20 protein-coding genes and 1 pseudogene are annotated in these 18,215 nt (G+C 40.5%); 3 read left to right on the top strand and 18 right to left on the bottom strand.

The annotated features are described in order from the left end of the window. Nucleotides 1–10: 10 nt before the first annotated feature. The 13 genes from BXY_RS07905 to BXY_RS07845 form a co-directional block, all read right to left on the bottom strand. Entirely contained in the window at nt 11–2,041 is a 2,031-nt protein-coding gene (locus tag BXY_RS07905) for a tetratricopeptide repeat protein (protein ID WP_055235429.1), read from the bottom strand. Between the two features lie 76 nt (nt 2,042–2,117). Continuing rightward, complete coding sequence (gene def, locus BXY_RS07900; protein ID WP_004313245.1) at nt 2,118–2,672, bottom strand: peptide deformylase; 555 nt, start codon at nt 2,670–2,672, stop codon at nt 2,118–2,120. A gap of 43 nt (nt 2,673–2,715) precedes the next feature. Continuing rightward, nucleotides 2,716–3,132 (bottom strand): Holliday junction resolvase RuvX, encoded by a 417-nt coding sequence (gene ruvX, locus BXY_RS07895; RefSeq protein ID WP_015531644.1) that lies wholly within the window; start codon nt 3,130–3,132, stop codon nt 2,716–2,718. 74 nt (nt 3,133–3,206) lie between these two features. Next, the gene (locus BXY_RS07890; protein WP_004313243.1) at nt 3,207–4,346 is read right to left on the bottom strand and encodes an OmpA family protein; all 1,140 of its coding nucleotides are present in this window, start codon (nt 4,344–4,346) and stop codon (nt 3,207–3,209) included. A 315-nt stretch (nt 4,347–4,661) separates the two neighbouring features. After that, nucleotides 4,662–5,630, bottom strand: coding sequence for a PCMD domain-containing protein (locus BXY_RS07885; RefSeq protein ID WP_004313242.1), 969 nt, complete (start codon nt 5,628–5,630; stop codon nt 4,662–4,664). A gap of 25 nt (nt 5,631–5,655) precedes the next feature. Beyond that, entirely contained in the window at nt 5,656–6,762 is a 1,107-nt protein-coding gene (locus tag BXY_RS07880; protein ID WP_120068182.1) for a sulfotransferase family protein, read from the bottom strand. A gap of 83 nt (nt 6,763–6,845) precedes the next feature. After that, entirely contained in the window at nt 6,846–8,306 is a 1,461-nt protein-coding gene (gene cysN, locus BXY_RS07875; protein WP_015531643.1) for a sulfate adenylyltransferase subunit CysN, read from the bottom strand. Between the two features lie 12 nt (nt 8,307–8,318). Further along, the gene (gene cysD / locus BXY_RS07870; RefSeq protein ID WP_208946916.1) at nt 8,319–9,230 is read right to left on the bottom strand and encodes a sulfate adenylyltransferase subunit CysD; all 912 of its coding nucleotides are present in this window, start codon (nt 9,228–9,230) and stop codon (nt 8,319–8,321) included. Between the two features lie 76 nt (nt 9,231–9,306). Beyond that, nucleotides 9,307–9,915 carry an adenylyl-sulfate kinase gene (gene cysC, locus BXY_RS07865; RefSeq protein ID WP_015531641.1) on the bottom strand — a complete coding sequence of 203 codons (609 nt, stop codon included), beginning with the start codon at nt 9,913–9,915 and terminating at the stop codon, nt 9,307–9,309. A 15-nt stretch (nt 9,916–9,930) separates the two neighbouring features. Then, a complete protein-coding gene (locus tag BXY_RS07860; RefSeq protein WP_015531640.1) occupies nt 9,931–11,484 on the bottom strand; it encodes an SLC13 family permease in 1,554 nt (517 codons plus the stop codon). Between the two features lie 11 nt (nt 11,485–11,495). Then, nucleotides 11,496–12,320, bottom strand: coding sequence for a 3'(2'),5'-bisphosphate nucleotidase CysQ (gene cysQ, locus BXY_RS07855; RefSeq protein WP_008021977.1), 825 nt, complete (start codon nt 12,318–12,320; stop codon nt 11,496–11,498). 251 nt (nt 12,321–12,571) lie between these two features. Next, nucleotides 12,572–13,066 carry an SPOR domain-containing protein gene (locus BXY_RS07850; protein ID WP_004313235.1) on the bottom strand — a complete coding sequence of 165 codons (495 nt, stop codon included), beginning with the start codon at nt 13,064–13,066 and terminating at the stop codon, nt 12,572–12,574. A gap of 115 nt (nt 13,067–13,181) precedes the next feature. Beyond that, the gene (locus BXY_RS07845) at nt 13,182–13,952 is read right to left on the bottom strand and encodes an SDR family oxidoreductase (protein WP_004313234.1); all 771 of its coding nucleotides are present in this window, start codon (nt 13,950–13,952) and stop codon (nt 13,182–13,184) included. A gap of 201 nt (nt 13,953–14,153) precedes the next feature. Here BXY_RS07845 and BXY_RS07840 point away from each other — a divergent pair, with 201 nt between their 5' ends. From BXY_RS07840 to BXY_RS07830, 3 genes are read left to right on the top strand one after another with little or no spacing between them, the layout of a single operon-like run. Beyond that, entirely contained in the window at nt 14,154–14,363 is a 210-nt protein-coding gene (locus BXY_RS07840) for a YtxH domain-containing protein (RefSeq protein ID WP_004297513.1), read from the top strand. Between the two features lie 32 nt (nt 14,364–14,395). After that, a complete protein-coding gene (locus tag BXY_RS07835) occupies nt 14,396–14,758 on the top strand; it encodes a phage holin family protein (protein WP_004313233.1) in 363 nt (120 codons plus the stop codon). 3 nt (nt 14,759–14,761) lie between these two features. Then, on the top strand, nt 14,762–15,019 hold the full coding sequence (locus BXY_RS07830; RefSeq protein WP_015531639.1) for a hypothetical protein: 258 nt from the start codon (nt 14,762–14,764) through the stop codon (nt 15,017–15,019). An 8-nt stretch (nt 15,020–15,027) separates the two neighbouring features. Here the strand turns inward: BXY_RS07830 and BXY_RS07825 are convergent, their stop codons facing one another. The 5 genes and pseudogenes from BXY_RS07825 to BXY_RS07805 form a co-directional block, all read right to left on the bottom strand. Then, complete coding sequence (locus tag BXY_RS07825; RefSeq protein ID WP_118219944.1) at nt 15,028–15,420, bottom strand: HepT-like ribonuclease domain-containing protein; 393 nt, start codon at nt 15,418–15,420, stop codon at nt 15,028–15,030. Then, nucleotides 15,413–15,706, bottom strand: a complete 294-nt coding sequence (locus BXY_RS07820) for a nucleotidyltransferase family protein (RefSeq protein ID WP_055235438.1) — start codon at nt 15,704–15,706, stop codon at nt 15,413–15,415. The genes BXY_RS07825 and BXY_RS07820 overlap by 8 nt, the downstream gene beginning before the upstream one ends. A 405-nt stretch (nt 15,707–16,111) precedes the next feature. After that, nucleotides 16,112–16,868, bottom strand: a pseudogene (locus BXY_RS07815) (glycosyltransferase family 2 protein). A 165-nt stretch (nt 16,869–17,033) separates the two neighbouring features. Continuing rightward, the gene (locus BXY_RS07810) at nt 17,034–17,600 is read right to left on the bottom strand and encodes an LbetaH domain-containing protein (RefSeq protein ID WP_015531635.1); all 567 of its coding nucleotides are present in this window, start codon (nt 17,598–17,600) and stop codon (nt 17,034–17,036) included. Then, nucleotides 17,597–18,215, bottom strand: a 619-nt coding sequence (locus BXY_RS07805) for a glycosyltransferase (protein WP_208946787.1), incomplete at its 5' end; no start/stop codon positions are given. The genes BXY_RS07810 and BXY_RS07805, both read right to left, overlap by 4 nt.

The following is an 18,215-nucleotide window of genomic DNA, read 5'->3' as shown; positions in this document are numbered from 1 at the left end:
CAAAAAAATGTTATTCCGATTGATCCGTAAAACGTTTGATAACATTATAAGCAGAAACAATCCCCAACTCACCGGCTTTACTCAAATCAGAAATACCCAGCTTATTATTTCCTAAGAAAATATGAGTCAGTCCACGATTGAAGTAAGCGTCTGCAAAATCAGGATTCAGCTCAATCGCCTTATCATAGTCGACAATTGCAGCCCGGTAATCTTTCAACATAGCGGAAACATTGGCACGATTATAATATGCATATACAAAGTCCGGAGCCAGATTTATCACCTTATCCAAATCTTTTCTCACCACCTCATAATCTACCGCGGTAATCTCTTTACGCTTATTATCGCCAGGAACAACATCTGTTTCGACAGCTTGTTCAGCCTTCTGATATTCCAACTGTTTACAACGAATCAATGCACGCATAAAATATGCCGGGAAGAAATCACCATCCAACAAGATTGTCTGAGTCAAATCAGAGACCGCACTCGAGAAGTCCTGCACCAAATAAAAATCAATTGCACGGGCAAAACGTTTTGAGGCATTCTTATCATCTTCCACAATAGCCGATGTATGTGTATCGATCAAGGCAAAATGCACTTTCACCTGTTCTTCCGTCAACGGAGCTTCCATATTCGTGATGCGAAGACGTTTCGGAAGTATACCTGTACGGTTTAAATCCTCAATATATTTGTGAAAGTTCACCGAACGCTTCACGTCACTCATCTTCTCATAATAAGTCAAAGCGAACATCGGTTCCAGTTTTATATTTACGTTCTTATCCTGCACACGTCCACGATAATCACTTGTATAGCGTTGTTCAGCTTCGGAATCATCGGCAATCACTATCTTACGATAGTTATTCATATTCTTATCTGATTTCTTACGGGTCTTCTCTCCGCCTTCCTCTTCGTTTTCCTTATCCTTATTCTGTGCTACATCTTTATTCGTCACACCGTTCTGCTTATCTATTTGAGCTTTCATGACTTTAAACTCGTCCTGCTCCGCTCCTTTCTTGTCGCCAATCTTTCTGCGAGCTTCCGAACGCTGGTAATATCCGGCAAGGAAGTTCGGATACTGGTTGATAACAGTTGTGTAATCTTGTATTGCCCCGCGATAATCACCCGTTTGGGCACGTAGCAATCCACGGTTAAAGACAGCCATCATATTATCCGGCTCCATCTTGATGACAAAGTCAAAATCTTCAATAGCCCGGTTGTCATCTCCTACCCGAGCACGCAACAAACCACGGTTATAATGACCGATAAAGTTATTCGGATCAATATCCAACGCCAGATCATAATCGCTCATAGCGCCTCTCAAATTATTCTGATGAAAGCGTGCCAATGCACGGTTTATATAATTTCCCGCATTCTTAGCGCTCAAAGGAATAGCACGGTTGAAATCCGCTTCAGCTTCCGCATACTTAGCCTGCTGTAATTTAACGATCGCTCTTGCAGACCATGCGTCCGGATCATATTTATCCAGTTCAAGAGCCTTATTGAAGTCATTCAAGGCAGCAATCGTATCTTTCTGTTGCAAGGACACTTCCCCCCTCATCAAATAAGCGCGGGTATAACGCGGAGATACTTTCAGCAAACTTTCCAAATCCTCTTTCGCAGCATCATAATCTTTCTTCTGGATATGAGATAATGTCAGGTTATGCCATAAGGTAATATTCTCCGGATCATAATGCAATGCTTTCTTGTAATCCTCAATCGCTCCATCAAATTTACTCTGACGAATCCTTGCCAAACCACGAATCTGATAAGCACCCACCACAAACGGATTGCGTTGGATAGCTGCATCACAGTCTGTTTCAGCACCCTGGAAATCCTCCAGATTTAGTTTTGCCAATGCCCTGAAGAAATAGGGCTCATACAGATAAGGTTTAGCGTTAATAACCTGGTTAAAGTACTGAATAGAAAGTACATAGTCCTCAAAATAAAGAGCGTTTCGGGCAATAGTCATCACCCGATCCGTATTTATCTGAGCACACACCAGCGTTGGGAACAGTAATAAAACTGTTAAGATTCTTTTTACCATTGATATTTTATGCTTGTAAACGGAGCAAAAATAATGCTTTTCGCTTACTTAACAGGGATATAAACGTTTTTTATCTTTATTTCACCTGTTTCATCTTATATGAACTGCGCGCTTTCCCCTTCAACATCGTATTCAGCTTTCCTTTAATCATCTGCTTACGAAGCGGTGAGATATGGTCGATAAACATCTTACCATCCAAATGATCGAATTCATGCTGCATCACCCGAGCCAGATAACCCTCCACCTCTTCTTCATGCTCCACAAAATTCTCGTCCATATATTTCACGCGAATTTTATCACCTCTTTTCACTGTTTCATGAATACCGGGAAGACTGAGACAGCCCTCTTCCATGTTCACTTCTTCGCCCCCGACTTCCAGAATGTGGGGATTAATATAAGCCTTATTGAAGTCTTTAAATTCAGGATACTCCTCCGAAAGCGGATCCAACGTAATAGTAACCACGCGAATAGGCAAACCAATCTGCGGAGCAGCCAGTCCTACGCCATCGGCGTGTACCATTGTTTCAAACATGTTTTCAATCAACTCTTTCAGGTTCGGATAATCCGGTGTTATATCCTCTGCAACCTTTCTCAATACAGGCTGACCATATACATAAATAGGTAAAATCATATTTTTATACTCTACTAAAAATTAAGTTATTCAATATCTTCTATTAAAAACGTTTACTCTCCAAATATGTTTGCAAAATAATAGTAGCACTTATCTCATCCACCAATGCTTTATTTTGGCGGTCCTTTTTCTTCAGACCGGCCTCCAACATGGTACGATGCGCAAGAACAGAAGTGAACCGTTCGTCCACATATTCGACCGGAAGGTCCGGATAGCGCTTCTTAAGCGAACGAACAAAAGGTTCTATATTCTTCATATTCTCCGAAACCTCATTATTCATTTGCTTTGGCAATCCAATAATAATCCGCTCCACCGGTTCTTTAGCCATATATTCACCGATAAAGTTCAGAAGTTCATGCGTAGACACTGTTGTCAATCCGTTTGCGATCAACTGCATAGTATCGCTCACAGCTATCCCAGTACGCTTTCTTCCATAATCTATTGCTACTATTCTGCTCATGGGGTACAAAAATACAAAAAAGACGCTTCCTGTGAAAGGAAACGTCTCTTTTATTCTATTATTTAAAATGTATATTATTCTTCAACAATAGCTACACGGCTTAACTTAGCATCATCATAGAACATGTTGCCTACGCCACCCTTGTAATCAACTTTCAACTGAGAAGCAGGAACGCCGAATTCATTAACCATCAAGTCACGAACTGCTTCAGCTCTCTTCTTACTCAATTTCATGTTATATTCAGCAGAACCAGTACCTTTATCAGCATAACCTGTTACAGTAAATACTTTATCAGTTGCTTTGATACCTTTAGCCATAGCTTCGATATTCATATACTCTCTCTTGCTGATGTTGCTCTTTCCAATATTAAATACAACAACGTAACGTGGAATGAAACCAGCTTCTTTCTTAACGATCACTTCCGGTTTTTTGTTACGTGCTTCAACCAAGTCACGTTTCAAAGATTCGTTTTCACCCTTCAGAGCGTTTACTCTGTCTCTCATGTCGTTCAACTGACTTTCCGGAACCATCGGTACAGTAGGAACAGCATCCCAACCACGTTTCTTGAACTTGTAAGTAACACCTACAGTCAGACCAGCCAATCCTTCAGGACCTGAGTTACCAAATGCGCCTTTCATCAAAAGTCCGCGCAATTCAACGTTAAGATCCAAAGCTGAAGACAGACGGAAGCGGTTGATCAAACCGGCATTGATACCCAGTTCATCATAACCCGGACCTTTACCTGTGTGTACGAATCCAGCACCTACATAAGGAATGAATGAGTACAGACGATCTTCTTTATAACCACAGAACATATTGGTAAGGTTCAACAATACGTCTCCGTGAAGGTTAACAACATTCCATTTTTCTTTGTAGTAACCATTAGAGTACTGTCCTCCGTCTACAAGCGGACCGTTAGCATAAGGAGTAGCACCTTTAGCCTGAAGACCGTTGTAAGCCACGCGTAATCCGATACCTGGAGTAAACCACTTACCTACAGCAATGTCAAGTGCCGGAGCAAGACGTTTTCCGAAGTCGGCTTTACCATCATTGTCGCCAAAATACATTTGTGCGCCAACGCCACCACTAATAAACCAGTTAGCACCAAAGCGGTTAGTTTCCACTCTATAACTCTTTGCTGCATTTTCTTTTTCTTGTGCAGGCAAACATACAGATGCTGCTGCCAATAAAATAAACAATAAACCCTTTTTCATCTCAATTTATTTTAGTAAATAATATATTTCAATTGTCTTACAGGATAGATACACAACCCAAATGTTCTACACCTGACTAAGAGACAATAAACGTCATTCTTCTTTCTAAATTTAGTGCAAATATAGATATTTAATATAACACAAACAAAAAAACACGTAAATTTTCATTCATTCATAGATTTTTATAGAGCGATAAAAGTCTTAGATAACTCCAAAAGGCATCTGAAAGGGTTTGTGACAAAAGAATTAAAACAAAAAAATAGTCAATGATAAATAATATCACTGACTATTTTTCTTCTTTGTCTATATACTTTGTTAATATACCAGTTTTACATTGTCAACCCATAATGTATTTCCCGGAGAACCGATATAAGCTCCTCCATGACTGGATGTAAATTGAATATACATATGAGTCGGAACATCATTTTCATCTCCCCAGGCCACTTCGTGGATAGGCACGCTTTCACCCTTGCTGTTCACCGTATAACTTTCGGTTGCTTGCAGACGCATCATGTGCGCCTTGTATTCCGGACGATTCGTTATATCACCATACATAATCTCATAAGTCACATTATTTTTCCAGTCCGTAGAGTGATAATAATAAGTCACCATTGTCCCTATCCGTTTCGCATACACATTTCCATTGGCATCTTCCCAACGTTTTTGCAGCAACAGGATAGCTGCCGGATAATCTTTTCCGGGCACATCCGTAATCTTACTGAAACCGGTAGCACGAATACGATTCTCCCGGTCAGACATCTTCACCTTGTAATCAAACTGAAGAGCAACCGGTTTTTTTGTAAACGGAATACCCGTCTGCAGCATTTTCTGCGGATTTTTAGTGCCCTTAATCGGCTCATGCACCGAACCGGTAAAGATAGACCCTGCCGCCAACACTGTAATATTAACCAATCCCAGCACTTTCACACTTTCCATGCGTGTATCCAAACGGGCACAGTATCCATCTCCCCTCTTCTCCGGAAAGACCGAAGTATTAGTTTTCGTAATACCGGCCACTTTCGCCATCACATTCGAAGTAGCCCAAGGCGATCCGCCCATATTCTTATAAACCTGATCCCCCTTGATCACTGACGTCGGCCCTATCGCATATACATTCTTAGTATTCCCGCCAATAATGCTCGACTCCTTTATCTGACGGTCCACCCATTGATTCATGTCCCCGAAAGGAACTACCTCAACTTTATGTTGCGCCATCAAAGACAAGGAAGAAATAAATGCAACGAAACCTGTCATCAACAGGCGATGAATGCTTTTCTGAATCATCAATACTTTTCCTTTCTTTTTCTTCTTATAATTTATAATCCCATTGTTTCAAAGCAAAATCCCAGTTCTTTTCTACCAATTGAATCGTACGGTCATCATATTTATATTTATTCTTCTTATATCCCTTCTTTCCGCCCACGTATTTTTCTATATCGTTACGTGCTTCAGCAAATCCGGGGATAGAAAGAGACTTATAAATAGTTTCCGTCATACCCATCGCATCCGCTTCGAAATCTTCAAATTTCACTTCCATCAGGTTACCTTCCGGAATAAACTTCTTATCCGATTCATATTTATGATAAAGCTTTGCATAGATAGAAAGGATATTTTCCTCCAATTGTTCATTGCTGACATCCTGCAATTTCAACGGTTGAATCGTATTTGTAAAGAAACTGCGTGTAGATTCGAATACAGTATACGGGTTACGCACCAGGTAGATAAACTTAGCATTCGGGAACATTTTCACCAATTCCTTCACCCTTCCGGTATGCGGTGGGTTCTTACTAAGAAATTGAGTACCGTGAGTATTCCACAAAGAAATCTTAATCAATTTAGTGAACACCTCTTCAAACACCTTCAATTCGGCATCCGTTATGTCATCAAACAAAAGATATTTATCAGCGTACTCCTGCTGATACTTCGGCAGAAACCAGAAATTATAATAGGTATAAGGCATCATGTTCGACAAAGCAAACTCCTCTTCCTGGGGAAGATCCACTGCCAGTTCCATATTATCCGTCGGACGCTTATCCGGCATCAGCCAACTCATATTCTTTTTGAAGAAAGGTTGTCCCCACATCATCAGATGAGGGAATACAGTCTGATAAGTAGTATTATACCCAAAATGCTTATCACAAGAGAATACATTATGTACGAACGTAGTTCCGCTTCGCCAGTGTCCCAGGATAAATACCGGGTCATGCTCCAACGGCTGATTAGCGAGCAGTTTCTCGTAACGCTTGTCCTGCAATGACGCCAATGGAGAAAGCAAGCGACACACAGCCTTGGTCAATCGATATTTCCCCTTGTAGGCTGCATCAATTTCACGACCGGCAGTAATAGCCTTGAATGTCTTCCAGTCGGCACCTACCAATGTATTAATCGGAAGTTTATTAAATTCGAGTAATCCCACTTTATTAATTAAAAATTAAAAATCGAAAATTAGAAATGACAGTACAACCATCATTTCCAACTTCCAAATTATTGTTTAACAATCTATTTTATTAGTCGTACGGCCAAGCCCTGGCGTTCCAACTCCTTCACTGCTTTTTCTACCGCTTCATAATGTTCCGGAGCAATTCCCAGCTTCGTCATATCCAATACCGGCACATCTTCCGTGTCGCTCATATCTTTCATTTCCACCCGGTCAATAATCATACCTACCGCAGAAGTATTATTGGTGATCGGATCGATCAAGATAAAGGAACCGCACGATTTATTTTTCTTATAAGGATCAAAGAACAGCTCTTTAGCCGTAGTCAATACCACGCGGGCAATCTGATTCAATTGCATAGGCAAAGTCTCTTTGGTCAACTGGCCATTCTCCAGAGACAGATGTTCCATTGTATTCACATCCACCTTGTACTTTATTGTATCGATGCGCGTACGGCTCAAATTGGTAGTCTGTTTAATAAAGAACGATTTATTAATATCCATCGGTTCTTCATCCATCCAAACCATCATCGCTTCAAAGTTACGATCCACAGTCGGCAGATTGTCAGGATGCACCAACATTTCACCACGTGACACGTCGATTTCATCTTCCAGCGTCAATGTCACAGACTGCGGTGGGAAGGCATAATCCAACTCTCCGTCATAAATCACGATGCTCTTCACCTTAGAAGTTTTTCCGGAAGGAAGTGCCATCACTGTATCGCCTTTGCGAACAATCCCCGATGCCACTTTACCGCAGAATCCTCTGAAGTCCAGATTCGGACGAAGCACATACTGAACCGGGAAACGGAAATCCGTAAAGTTGTGGTCATTGTCGATATGAACCGTTTCAAGGAAATCGAGCAAAGAAATCCCCTTGTACCACGGAGTACGTTCAGACTTATCCACCACATTATCCCCATCCAATGCAGAAAGAGGAATACAGTTTACGTCCGGAATACCCAACGGAGTAACAAACTTCTTATAGTCAGCCACAATCTCATTAAAACGCTCTTCCGAGAAGTCCACCAAGTCCATCTTGTTGACAGCCAATACCACATGCTTGATCCCCAGCAAAGACACCAGAAAAGTGTGACGACGAGTCTGGGTAATCACTCCCGTGCGGGCATCCACCAAAATGATAGCCAGGTTTGCCGTAGATCCGCCGGTAATCATGTTACGGGTGTACTGTTCGTGCCCCGGAGTATCCGCGATGATAAACTTACGTCCATTAGTAGAAAAATAGCGATAAGCCACATCAATTGTAATTCCCTGTTCACGTTCAGCCTTCAAACCATCCAACAATAACGCATAGTCGATATGCTCACCTGCATTTCCTACACGCTTACTATCACGTTCCAGTGCATCCAGTTGATCTTCATACAATTTCTTACTGTCAAACAACAAGCGTCCGATCAATGTTGATTTTCCGTCATCCACCGAACCCGCCGTCAACAGTCTCAATAAGTCTTTCTGTTCATCCTTGTCCAGAAAAGCTTTTATATCTAATTTATTATCTGCCATTACTAGTTACAATTAAAAGTATCCTTCACGTTTCTTTTGTTCCATACTACCCTCCTGGTCAAAGTCAATCACACGGGTAGTACGCTCACTCTTGGTGGTAGTCATCATTTCTTCCACAATCTCTTCGATTGTAACAGCTCCACTTTCCACCGCCCCAGTCAGAGGCCAGCAGCCCAACGTACGGAAACGCACCATCTTCATTTCAATCTGATCCCGGTACTTTTCAGGCAAACGCTCATCATCTGCCATAATAATATTACCATCCAAATTAATCACCGGACGTTCCTTAGCATAATAAAGCGGAACAATCGGAATATTCTCCAGACGAATATACTGCCAGATATCCAACTCTGTCCAGTTACTAATCGGGAATACACGGATACTTTCCCCTTTGTGCACACGGGCATTATAAATATCCCACAATTCAGGACGCTGATTTTTCGGGTCCCATTGATGAAATTTATCCCGGAAAGAGAAAATACGTTCCTTCGCGCGTGACTTTTCCTCATCGCGGCGGGCCCCACCAAATGCAGCATCAAACTTATATTTATCCAGCGCATGAAGCAATGCCTGCGTCTTCATCAAGTCTGTATGCACTTTACTTCCATGCGTAAAAGGTCCTACCCCTGCATGAAAAGCCTCCATATTACTTTCCACAATCAGATTCCATCCGTACTTCTTCGCATATTCATCACGGAACTGAATCATCTCCTTGAATTTCCATTTCGAGTCGATGTGCATCAATGGGAATGGCACTTTACCCGGATAAAACGCTTTTTCAGCCAAGCGTACCATCACCGAAGAATCCTTTCCGATACTGTAAAGCATCACTGGATTCTCAAATTCCGCCGCCACCTCGCGGATGATATGAATAGACTCGGCTTCGAGTTCCTTCAAGTGGCTTAATTTATATTCTTCCATTATTTTTAAAATTATGAATTACGAATTATGAATTTGCTGATAACCGCATACTAATTCTTCATCCCTAATTCCTCATTCTTCATTTTATACTCTTCACTTTTGGCAAAACAAGCTCCAACAAACGGTTCACCGATTCCTCCAAAGTCAATTTGGAAGTATCCAGTGACAAAGCCGGATGTTCCGGAACCTCGAATGGTGCGGAAATTCCTGTAAAATTCTGAATCTCCCCTTTCCGTGCCTTCGCATATAAGCCTTTCACATCACGTTTCTCACACTCCTCCAGCGGAGTGCTAACGAAAACTTCCAGAAAATCATCCTTACCGATAATATTCGCAGCCATTTCGCGAATATCATTATTAGGGCTGATAAATGCAGCAATCGTAATGATGCCACTGTCCAAAAACAGCTTAGACACTTCAGCTATACGACGAATATTTTCCACCCGGTCCGTTTCGGAGAATCCCAGGTTATTATTAATTCCACTACGGATATTATCCCCATCCAAGATACGGCAAAGCAATCCGCGCTTATGGAGTTCACGTTCCAATGCAATAGCAATCGTGCTCTTTCCGGAACCGCTCAATCCGGTAAACCAGATCATCACACTGTGTTGCCCTAAAAGTTCTTCTTTATCCTGCCGCGTCATCATGCGGTCAAATATCGGATATATATGGTTCTTTTCTTCCATTTACAGATTTATTTATTAAAAGTTCCAGATCAATGGGATCAGGATAATAGATATTAAGAAAGTTATAATATTAAGCGGCAAACCGATACGTACAAAATCCGTAAACTTATAGTTACCGATACCTTGCACAATCAGATTCGTTTGATAACCGATAGGCGTTGAGAAGCTGGCAGATGCAGCCATACAAATCACCACAAAGAAGGGCGTCGGACTTACCCCTAATTGCGCAGAGATTGACAATGCCAAAGGAAAAGCCAAAGCCGCTGCTGCATTATTAGTAATCAATTCCGTAAACAAATTCGTGATAATAAATACCATGGCGAGCAATACGTGCGGACCATAATCATCACTCAATCCGATAATAAACTTCGCAACGCTATCTGCCACGCCGGAATTCACCATTGCCTTACTGATAGCAAACGCACAGGCAATCGTAATCAATATATCCCACGAAATATATTTAGTGTATTTACGGGCAGGGAACAGATTTGTCCATGCCATAATAATAGTAGTGATAGACACAAAGAAAAACATATCCAGCTTGATATCCGGAAACATCTCCTTTGTTACCGGAAGTTCACCTACCGTTGCGCCGACAATCATCAGAACCAACAATAACAAAGCAAACCACCGCTTTTTCTTTCCGGTAGTATCCGGTTCATTTCCGTTCGTCAACAAGACAAACACAGAAGATTCACCCCATGTCGGAATAAATGTATCATCAGCCATCACCACCAGCGTATCTCCTTCGTGAAGCACCACATCATCCAGATTTGTTACGAAACGCTGTCCATTACGCGTTTTGATTTCTTTTACTTCGGCACCATAATGACGTTGAAAATTAAAATCTTTCAGCTTTTTATTAATACCGGGAAAGCGAGCACCCAAAACAGCCTCTACCCGATGCAACTTCTCCCCCTCTTCTACTTCTTCATCCGGCACAGCCGTGTCCGGACGCGCATCCGGCAAAAGACGCTTGGAAAAAAGAAATATATAAATAATTCCGGCAATAGCGATGAATATTCCCACCTTTCCGAGTTCAAACATGGAGAAGCCTTCAAATCCGGCCTCCAATATCATTCCATGCACCACCAGGTTAGTAGAAGTACCGATCAACGTACAGATACCTCCCAAAATAGTCACATAAGAAAGAGGAATCAGGAACTTCGTAGCCGGGAGATTCACCGATTTAGCCCAATGCTTGATAATCGGGGCAAAAATAACCACGACAGGCGTATTATTCAGAAAGGCAGAAATAAAAGCCACCGAAGGCAAGATACGCAACTGTGCTTTAAACACCGTTGTCTTTCCCTGCGGAAGCAACTTCTTAATCACTTGTCCCAGTGTACCCGACTGACGAATACCTTCACTCACCAAAAACAGCAGAGCAACGGTAATCATCCCTTTATTACTAAACCCTTCCAGCATTTCTTTAGGAGTCAGAATGCCGGCACACAGAAACAAAACCACTACCGAAAAAAGTATCATGCCCGGACGCATCTTGTCTGCTACCAAAGCCGCTACCATTCCTAATAGGGATAATAGTACAAATACAATTTCAAATGTCATATAAACATTATTTAGTGTTCTCTTTTTGGCTCAACAACAAACCACGGATTCAATAAATCCTCCTTGTTATATCGTAGAGGTTCTTCCTTGCCAGCCTGATATACTTCCATCCCTGCGGCACGGGCTATCGCATGCCCTGCAGCCGTATCCCACTCCATCGTCGGAGCGAAACGCGGATATACATCAGCCTTTCCTTCAGCAACCAGACAGATTTTAATAGAACTTCCACTCGAAATCAACTCCACACTGCCGTGTTTCTTCTTTAAATCTGCAATATATGATTCTGTTTCAGGCGACAGGTGCGAACGTGAAGCAACCACAATCAGATGATCGTGCACTTCCTTCAAAGGTAACCGTTCCGATTTCGCAACCAGTTCTTCCAATGCCACGCCGTCACCTTCCCAACTGACAATACCGGAACATTTATAAGCCCCTGCACCTTCAATCCCGAAATAAAGTTCTTTTTTCACAGGCACATAAATAACACCGAACACAGGCACAGAGTTCTGCACCAAAGCGATATTTACCGTAAATTCTCCATTACGCTTGATAAACTCCTTCGTTCCATCCAGCGGATCTACAATCCATAAAGTATCCCACTCACGTCGAGTCTCATACCCTAAATGCTTCCCTTCTTCACTAAGAACAGGAAAAGGAGTATCATTCAGAATAGCCACAATTGCTTCATGCGCTTTTCTGTCTGCTATAGTTAGCGGAGAGTTATCGGCCTTTCTCTCTATTTCAAAGTCCGATGCCGGATCATTATAAATAGAAAGAATCTTTTCACCTGCTTTTAAAGCCGCGTCGATAGCAGCCATTACATATTTTTGTTCCATTCAATCTCTAAATTAATGCCCTATTCACATTCAGGCAATACATTCTCCAAATTAAGAATTGACAAAAGTAAAAACTTTCTTTGCTATAAAAGTTTCCCTCCTATCATTTATAACTTCTTTTAGTAGAAAGATAAAAATATCTAAACGAAGAAGTCACTCATTTTCAATAAAAAAGCAGTAACTTCCCAGTTACCGCCTTCTTATTCGGAAAAAAACGTTCGTTCTTTCCAATATATATTACCAAAAAGAAATCAATATACGCGATACAGCAACCAAGCGCCCTGGAAATCCGAACGGTTCGGATATTTAGCCTTGAATGCGTCGCGAGCTTCAGCAGCAGCAGCCTTATCAGCAAATGAATTCACGATAACGCGATACATTGCCTTGTCAGCATTAAATGCAATCGTAGAGTGATATCCTTGTCCATCCAACCAATCTTTCAGGCCTTCAGCATTCGCTTTCACACCAAAGCTACCTGCTACGATGCTATAATCTTTCAACCCTTCGTTGCCGGAAACCACTGTAACCTTTTCCTGACGAACGCCGGATGTATCTGCCACTTTAGTAGTTGTCACAGGAGCTGCAACCACCGGAGTTACTTCTACCGGAGCTTCCACCTGCGGTTCTGCCAATTCTTGCTGTTTCGCTTTTTCGTAAGCTTTCTTATAGGCACTTTCGCTGGATTTACAAGATGCAAATGCTAGCACCAAGCATACTCCCATTCCTAATACGACTAATTTTTTCATAATCCTATACTCTGTTTTAATTAATAATTCAATATTTTCGTCTATTACATTTAGTTTCGGGCAACAAAATAATAGAAATTTTATCATCCGGCAAAGAAATCCGTCAAAAAAACATCTATTCCGGCTTTTTCTTATACGAAATAGTACCCGTTGCCTGATAAGTAGGCATCAAAAGCACCTCCGCAATCTGAATATGCGCAGGAGCCGACGCGGCAAAATAAACAGTTTCCGCAATGTCATCTCCCGTCAACGGACGAATCCCTTTATAAAAATTATCGGCAGCTTCCTTATCTCCCCGGTAACGCACCACTGTAAAGTTTGTCTCCACCATTCCCGGTTTGATGTTCGTCACTCTCAACGGAGTATCCACCAAATCGATCCGGAGTCCGTCCGAAAGAGCCTTCACGGCAGCTTTCGTTGCGCAATACACACTCCCACCCGGATAAGCGGCATCACCGGCAATAGATCCGATATTAATAATATGTCCGCGTCCACGTTCTACCATACCGGGAACCACCAAACGCGTCATCGCCAGCAGTCCTCTTATATTCGTATCGATCATGATATCCCATTCATCCAGGTTACCCTCGAATTCCTTATCCACACCGATCACCAGTCCGGCGTTGTTCACCAACACATCAATCGCCTTCCATTCTTCGGGCAATGATTCCAAAGAGGCGGCAGCCAGCTTCCGGTCGCGCACATCAAAGGGCAATATATAAACCCGTACACCATGCGTCGCTTCCAGTTCAGCTTTCAGTTCTTCCAGTTTCGAAACGGTACGGGCATTCAGAATCAGATTCCATCCCTCCTTCGCAAATTTACGGGCACAACCTTCGCCAATTCCGCTACTGGCACCGGTTATAAAAACAATCTTAGCTTCCATTATGTTTTGATTTACAATATTCGAAAACAAAAGTACGCCTTAACCTTCAAAGGTTAGCTACGAAAGTCAGTTAAATAAGATTAAACCATAAAAGAAAAAAAAGAATTATAAAACGTAGCAAAAAATTTCAGTTTTCACGAACAACCTTTCCATAAAAATGTTATATTTGTTGTATCATAATCATTTTAAACATTATACATTATGAAAGGATTGAATGTTTTAGCAGCTTTTCTGGGTGGTGCAGCCGTAGGCGCAGCCCTTGGTATTTTATTTGCTCCTGAAAAAGGAGAAGACACCCGTCACAAAATCGCAGAGATTCTTCGTAAAAAGGGAATCAAGCTGAATCGCAGCGAAATGGAAACTCTCGTTGATGAGATTGCTGCGGAGATGAAAGGAGAAATAGCAGAATAAGTGAGTAATCAAAGACTAAAAACAGAGCGACCATGTTTGCAGACGATAAAAGTATTGAGAATTTTCAGCAGTTGTTTTTCGAGTTCAAGAAATATCTGGAGCTTCAAAAAGAATATACCAAATTAGAATTGACGGAGAAGTTAACCATACTTTTTTCCACGTTAATTATGATATTAATACTTATTATCCTTGGCATGGTGGCCCTGTTTTATCTGCTTTTTGCTCTTGCTTATATATTGGAGCCTTTAGTGGGCGGCCTGATGTCGAGTTTCGCCATCATTGCAGGCATCAATGTTGTTCTCATCGCCCTGGTTATTATTTTCCGCAAGCAGCTCATCATTTCTCCGATGGTGAACTTCCTCGCTAATTTATTTTTAACTGATTCAAATAAATAAATTATGAATGCGCAGACCCCGCAGAAATTTACATTAGAAGAGATTGCCGAACGTAAAAAGAAGCTTTTAAATGAGATCCATGCTCAAAAAAAGGCCATGACAGCTACTACACGCGAAATATTCGCCCCGCTTGCTCCGGCAACTAATAAGGCAGATGCAATCATGCGTTCGTTCAATACCGGTATGGCTGTATTTGATGGCGTAGTGATGGGAATCAAGATTATGCGGAAAGTGCGGGCGTATTTTAGGAATTTGAGATAAAAAAACATTTAATCAATCGCTTGATTAGATACTTTCAAATCATCTACGATTTGCTGTAGCACATCTTTTAACTTCGGCAAATCATGTTTTATCACGTCATAAACAATTTCAGCATCTAAATCAAAATAATGATGTGCGATTATATCCCTCATTCCCATTACTCCTTTCCAATCCATCCCTGGATAGAAAGATAATAACTTTTTATCTGTTAATTTATCAACACCTTTCACTCCTTCACCTATAGCTATTAATAACATACAAGTACTCTCCAATCTTTCCATCCCAGACGGAGTCAATAAATAAAAAGAAGGAGAGGTAATAGTTTCCGAGTTCGCTAATATCCTTTCCACCGTTTGGAGAATTTTCTTTAGCAATGATTCTATTATCTGACTTTTACACATAAATTCCATCTTTATTGATACACCCTCTCAATAATTCATCCATATTATTCCGCAACCGAACCACATCAACAGGGCATTTCAATAGTTTTTCCAATTCTTCTTTAATATGAACTAAAGTAAAGATAGAAGGTCTTTCAATTTCAACACAAATATCGACATCACTACCCTCACGTTGTTCACCACGAGCAACGGAGCCAAATATCCCCATGCGAGAAATACCATATTTAGCAGAATTCTTTCGCATATACTCACGAAGCAAGGATAAATATTCTACAGTAGTCAACATAATAAATTGCTTTTTATCTATACCACAAAGAAATGCATTTTCTTTCAAAAATACAATAGATAATCAATAAAAAATATCCTAATCCTTTCTATAATACAAAACTAGAAATCTGAATATTATTTTTAATCAACAAGCATACTATTAAAAAACAATATATCAACGATCTTCACAGACAGTTGATATATTTAGAATACATATCAGCATTTTGCTAATATGAGGGGGACAGATCAGGAATATACCGCTGTATTTTTCCCAACCTGCAAAATGTAGGGGATTCATGTGTGTAGCATGAAATTAGGGACCTACATGTATCGTTATATTATAAGCTAATAATCTTCAGGAGCTATTTTTAGAAAATAGCTAGTTGCTCTGCACAAATCAACAACCAATCTCATTTAATTACCATTATCCTTTCAATAATGCCAACACAAACTGTGGTACTTTCCATGCCATCTTCTCTAATTTAGTCAGAGTAGGCCATAGACCGTGAGAGGAGTACACTCTAATGTCTTCTCCCCACATTTTCTTACGCTTAGCACTATCGGTAGAAAGTCCGCCCATGCGCATACGTACAACATACTCTTTCAAATAAGTAACAGAAAGTCCGCCCGTCATCAGATAACGCACCAACAGTTCACTATCCGCAGCAATCTTATAACTTTCGTTATAAAGACCTAGTCTCATCATTACCTCGCGGCGAATATAACAAGTAGGATGTAATGGAAGCCAGCCATGACGTACCTTCCACAAACGATAATCACCCCCCAATCCAATAACGCACTACCTTATCAGTATTATCGGGATTCACAAAAAGTCCGTCACCATACAGAAAATCTGCTCGCGTAGTCTGCATGTGCTCTACAATGCGACTTATAACCCCATTATTATAGAAGAAATCATCCGAATGTAACAATCCAATTACATCACCTGTAGCCACACGAATTCCCTTATTGATGGCTTCATACATTCCATGATCGGGTTCCGAGATAATAGTTGAGATACAATCTTCATATTCCCTAATAATCTCTAACGAACCATCCGTACTTGCCCCATCTACAACAATAAACTCTATGTTATTATAGTCTTGTGCCAAGACACTCTCTATGGCCCCACGAATCGTCGCCGCACGGTTAAAGCATGACGTTATTATAGATACTTTCATAAAATATTATTAGATCTTATTCTCCTCAAAAAGTATATAAATGCCTTTCATTCTCATAAAAGATTACTCTTCTCAATTATGTACTTCCATTTTTATATTCTAACAAAAAAATAGAGACTACCCATGTTCTCCTATTTTCGCTTTTAACCGATTAATACACAACTATTAAAATCTAGATTTTTCCACAAGTATTCTTTCATTAACTTTACGTGCAGGATTCCCCGCATATATAGTCCAAGCCTCTGCATCCTTCATCAAAACACAACATGCGCCCAATAATGCCCCCTCTTTTACAACCACACCTGGTCCTACAAAAGCTTGTGTACAAATCCAAACTTGATCTTCTATCACAACTGGATTGAAAATGACACGAAATAATGGGTCTGTATGATCATGACTAGCTGCACAAATCTGTACCTTGTGAGATATATTGACATTTGAACCTATTTTTATATATCCCCATGTATAAATCAATGTATCTCCTGCTATTATTGTATAATCACCGACTTCCAAATTCCAAGGAAAAACAATATCTGTATTGCTATATATTCGTACGCCTTTCCCTATTTTTGCTCCAAACAATCTTAATAAAAAACAACGGTATCCAAACCATGTTCGAAAAGAAAAACGAAACAATGTAATTTTTACAATCATCCATAAAATCCTTTTTGCCATCATTCCTTTTGAATGATAATGAATCTTAGCACCTTGTTTTAAATTAACTTTCATCATATTATTTTATATAAATCCATCATTCTTTGAGCCATTTTCTCTGAAGCATATTTTTCCTCTACTAATTTGCGTCCAGTAGTACCCATTATTTTCAAAGAACTTTCTGACAATTGTAAAAAATGTTCCAACGCTAAGACCAATGATTCTACATTTATATCTATCCACCACCCACACTTTAGCTCCTCTAACTCCTTCCATGGCGTCCCTTTAGTTGTTAGTACTGGAGTCCCGCAAGCCATCGCCTCCGCTATTACAAGCCCAAAATTTTCCGCAAACGTGGGAAGTACAAACAGGTCAGCACTCCTATACAAATTCCATTTATCCTCCCCATATACTCCACCACAAAAATCAAAAAGAGTATTTACTCCCATTTTCGTTGTTTTATCTCTCAATTCTTGTACATAATCCTCTTGCCCTTCTCCTGCTATAATTATCTGATAGTCTTTTAGCTGTTCTTTTATACGCGCAGATGCTTCTATTAATAATTCAATTCCCTTCTTTACATGTACCCTAGATAAAAATAGAATTTTATATTTTTTTGTCCATGTTGATTTTATCATTATATCATCTACTTCTATTCCATTAGCAATAACAGCTACTTTATTATTATATCCC

The organism is Bacteroides xylanisolvens XB1A (genome assembly GCF_000210075.1).
Classification (GTDB): Bacteria; Bacteroidota; Bacteroidia; order Bacteroidales; family Bacteroidaceae; genus Bacteroides; species Bacteroides xylanisolvens.
The sequence above is the reverse complement of the archived record's forward strand: the minus strand, read 5'-3'. Positions and strand labels throughout refer to the sequence as shown.

Coding starts and splice junctions, on each gene's coding strand:
- BXY_RS07835 (WP_004313233.1), top strand. CDS start 14,396: ATGTTTGCAGACGATAAAAGTATTGAGAATTTTCAGCAGTTGTTTTTC.
- BXY_RS07850 (WP_004313235.1), bottom strand. CDS start 13,066: ATGAAAAAATTAGTCGTATTAGGAATGGGAGTATGCTTGGTGCTAGCA.
- BXY_RS07820 (WP_055235438.1), bottom strand. CDS start 15,706: ATGTTGACTACTGTAGAATATTTATCCTTGCTTCGTGAGTATATGCGA.
- BXY_RS07830 (WP_015531639.1), top strand. CDS start 14,762: ATGAATGCGCAGACCCCGCAGAAATTTACATTAGAAGAGATTGCCGAA.
- ruvX (WP_015531644.1), bottom strand. CDS start 3,132: ATGAGCAGAATAGTAGCAATAGATTATGGAAGAAAGCGTACTGGGATA.
- def (WP_004313245.1), bottom strand. CDS start 2,672: ATGATTTTACCTATTTATGTATATGGTCAGCCTGTATTGAGAAAGGTT.
- BXY_RS07905 (WP_055235429.1), bottom strand. CDS start 2,041: ATGGTAAAAAGAATCTTAACAGTTTTATTACTGTTCCCAACGCTGGTG.
- BXY_RS07810 (WP_015531635.1), bottom strand. CDS start 17,600: ATGATGAAAGTTAATTTAAAACAAGGTGCTAAGATTCATTATCATTCA.
- BXY_RS07890 (WP_004313243.1), bottom strand. CDS start 4,346: ATGAAAAAGGGTTTATTGTTTATTTTATTGGCAGCAGCATCTGTATGT.
- BXY_RS07885 (WP_004313242.1), bottom strand. CDS start 5,630: ATGATTCAGAAAAGCATTCATCGCCTGTTGATGACAGGTTTCGTTGCA.
- cysQ (WP_008021977.1), bottom strand. CDS start 12,320: ATGGAACAAAAATATGTAATGGCTGCTATCGACGCGGCTTTAAAAGCA.
- BXY_RS07825 (WP_118219944.1), bottom strand. CDS start 15,420: ATGTGTAAAAGTCAGATAATAGAATCATTGCTAAAGAAAATTCTCCAA.
- BXY_RS07840 (WP_004297513.1), top strand. CDS start 14,154: ATGAAAGGATTGAATGTTTTAGCAGCTTTTCTGGGTGGTGCAGCCGTA.
- cysN (WP_015531643.1), bottom strand. CDS start 8,306: ATGGCAGATAATAAATTAGATATAAAAGCTTTTCTGGACAAGGATGAA.
- BXY_RS07860 (WP_015531640.1), bottom strand. CDS start 11,484: ATGACATTTGAAATTGTATTTGTACTATTATCCCTATTAGGAATGGTA.
- cysC (WP_015531641.1), bottom strand. CDS start 9,915: ATGGAAGAAAAGAACCATATATATCCGATATTTGACCGCATGATGACG.
- BXY_RS07845 (WP_004313234.1), bottom strand. CDS start 13,952: ATGGAAGCTAAGATTGTTTTTATAACCGGTGCCAGTAGCGGAATTGGC.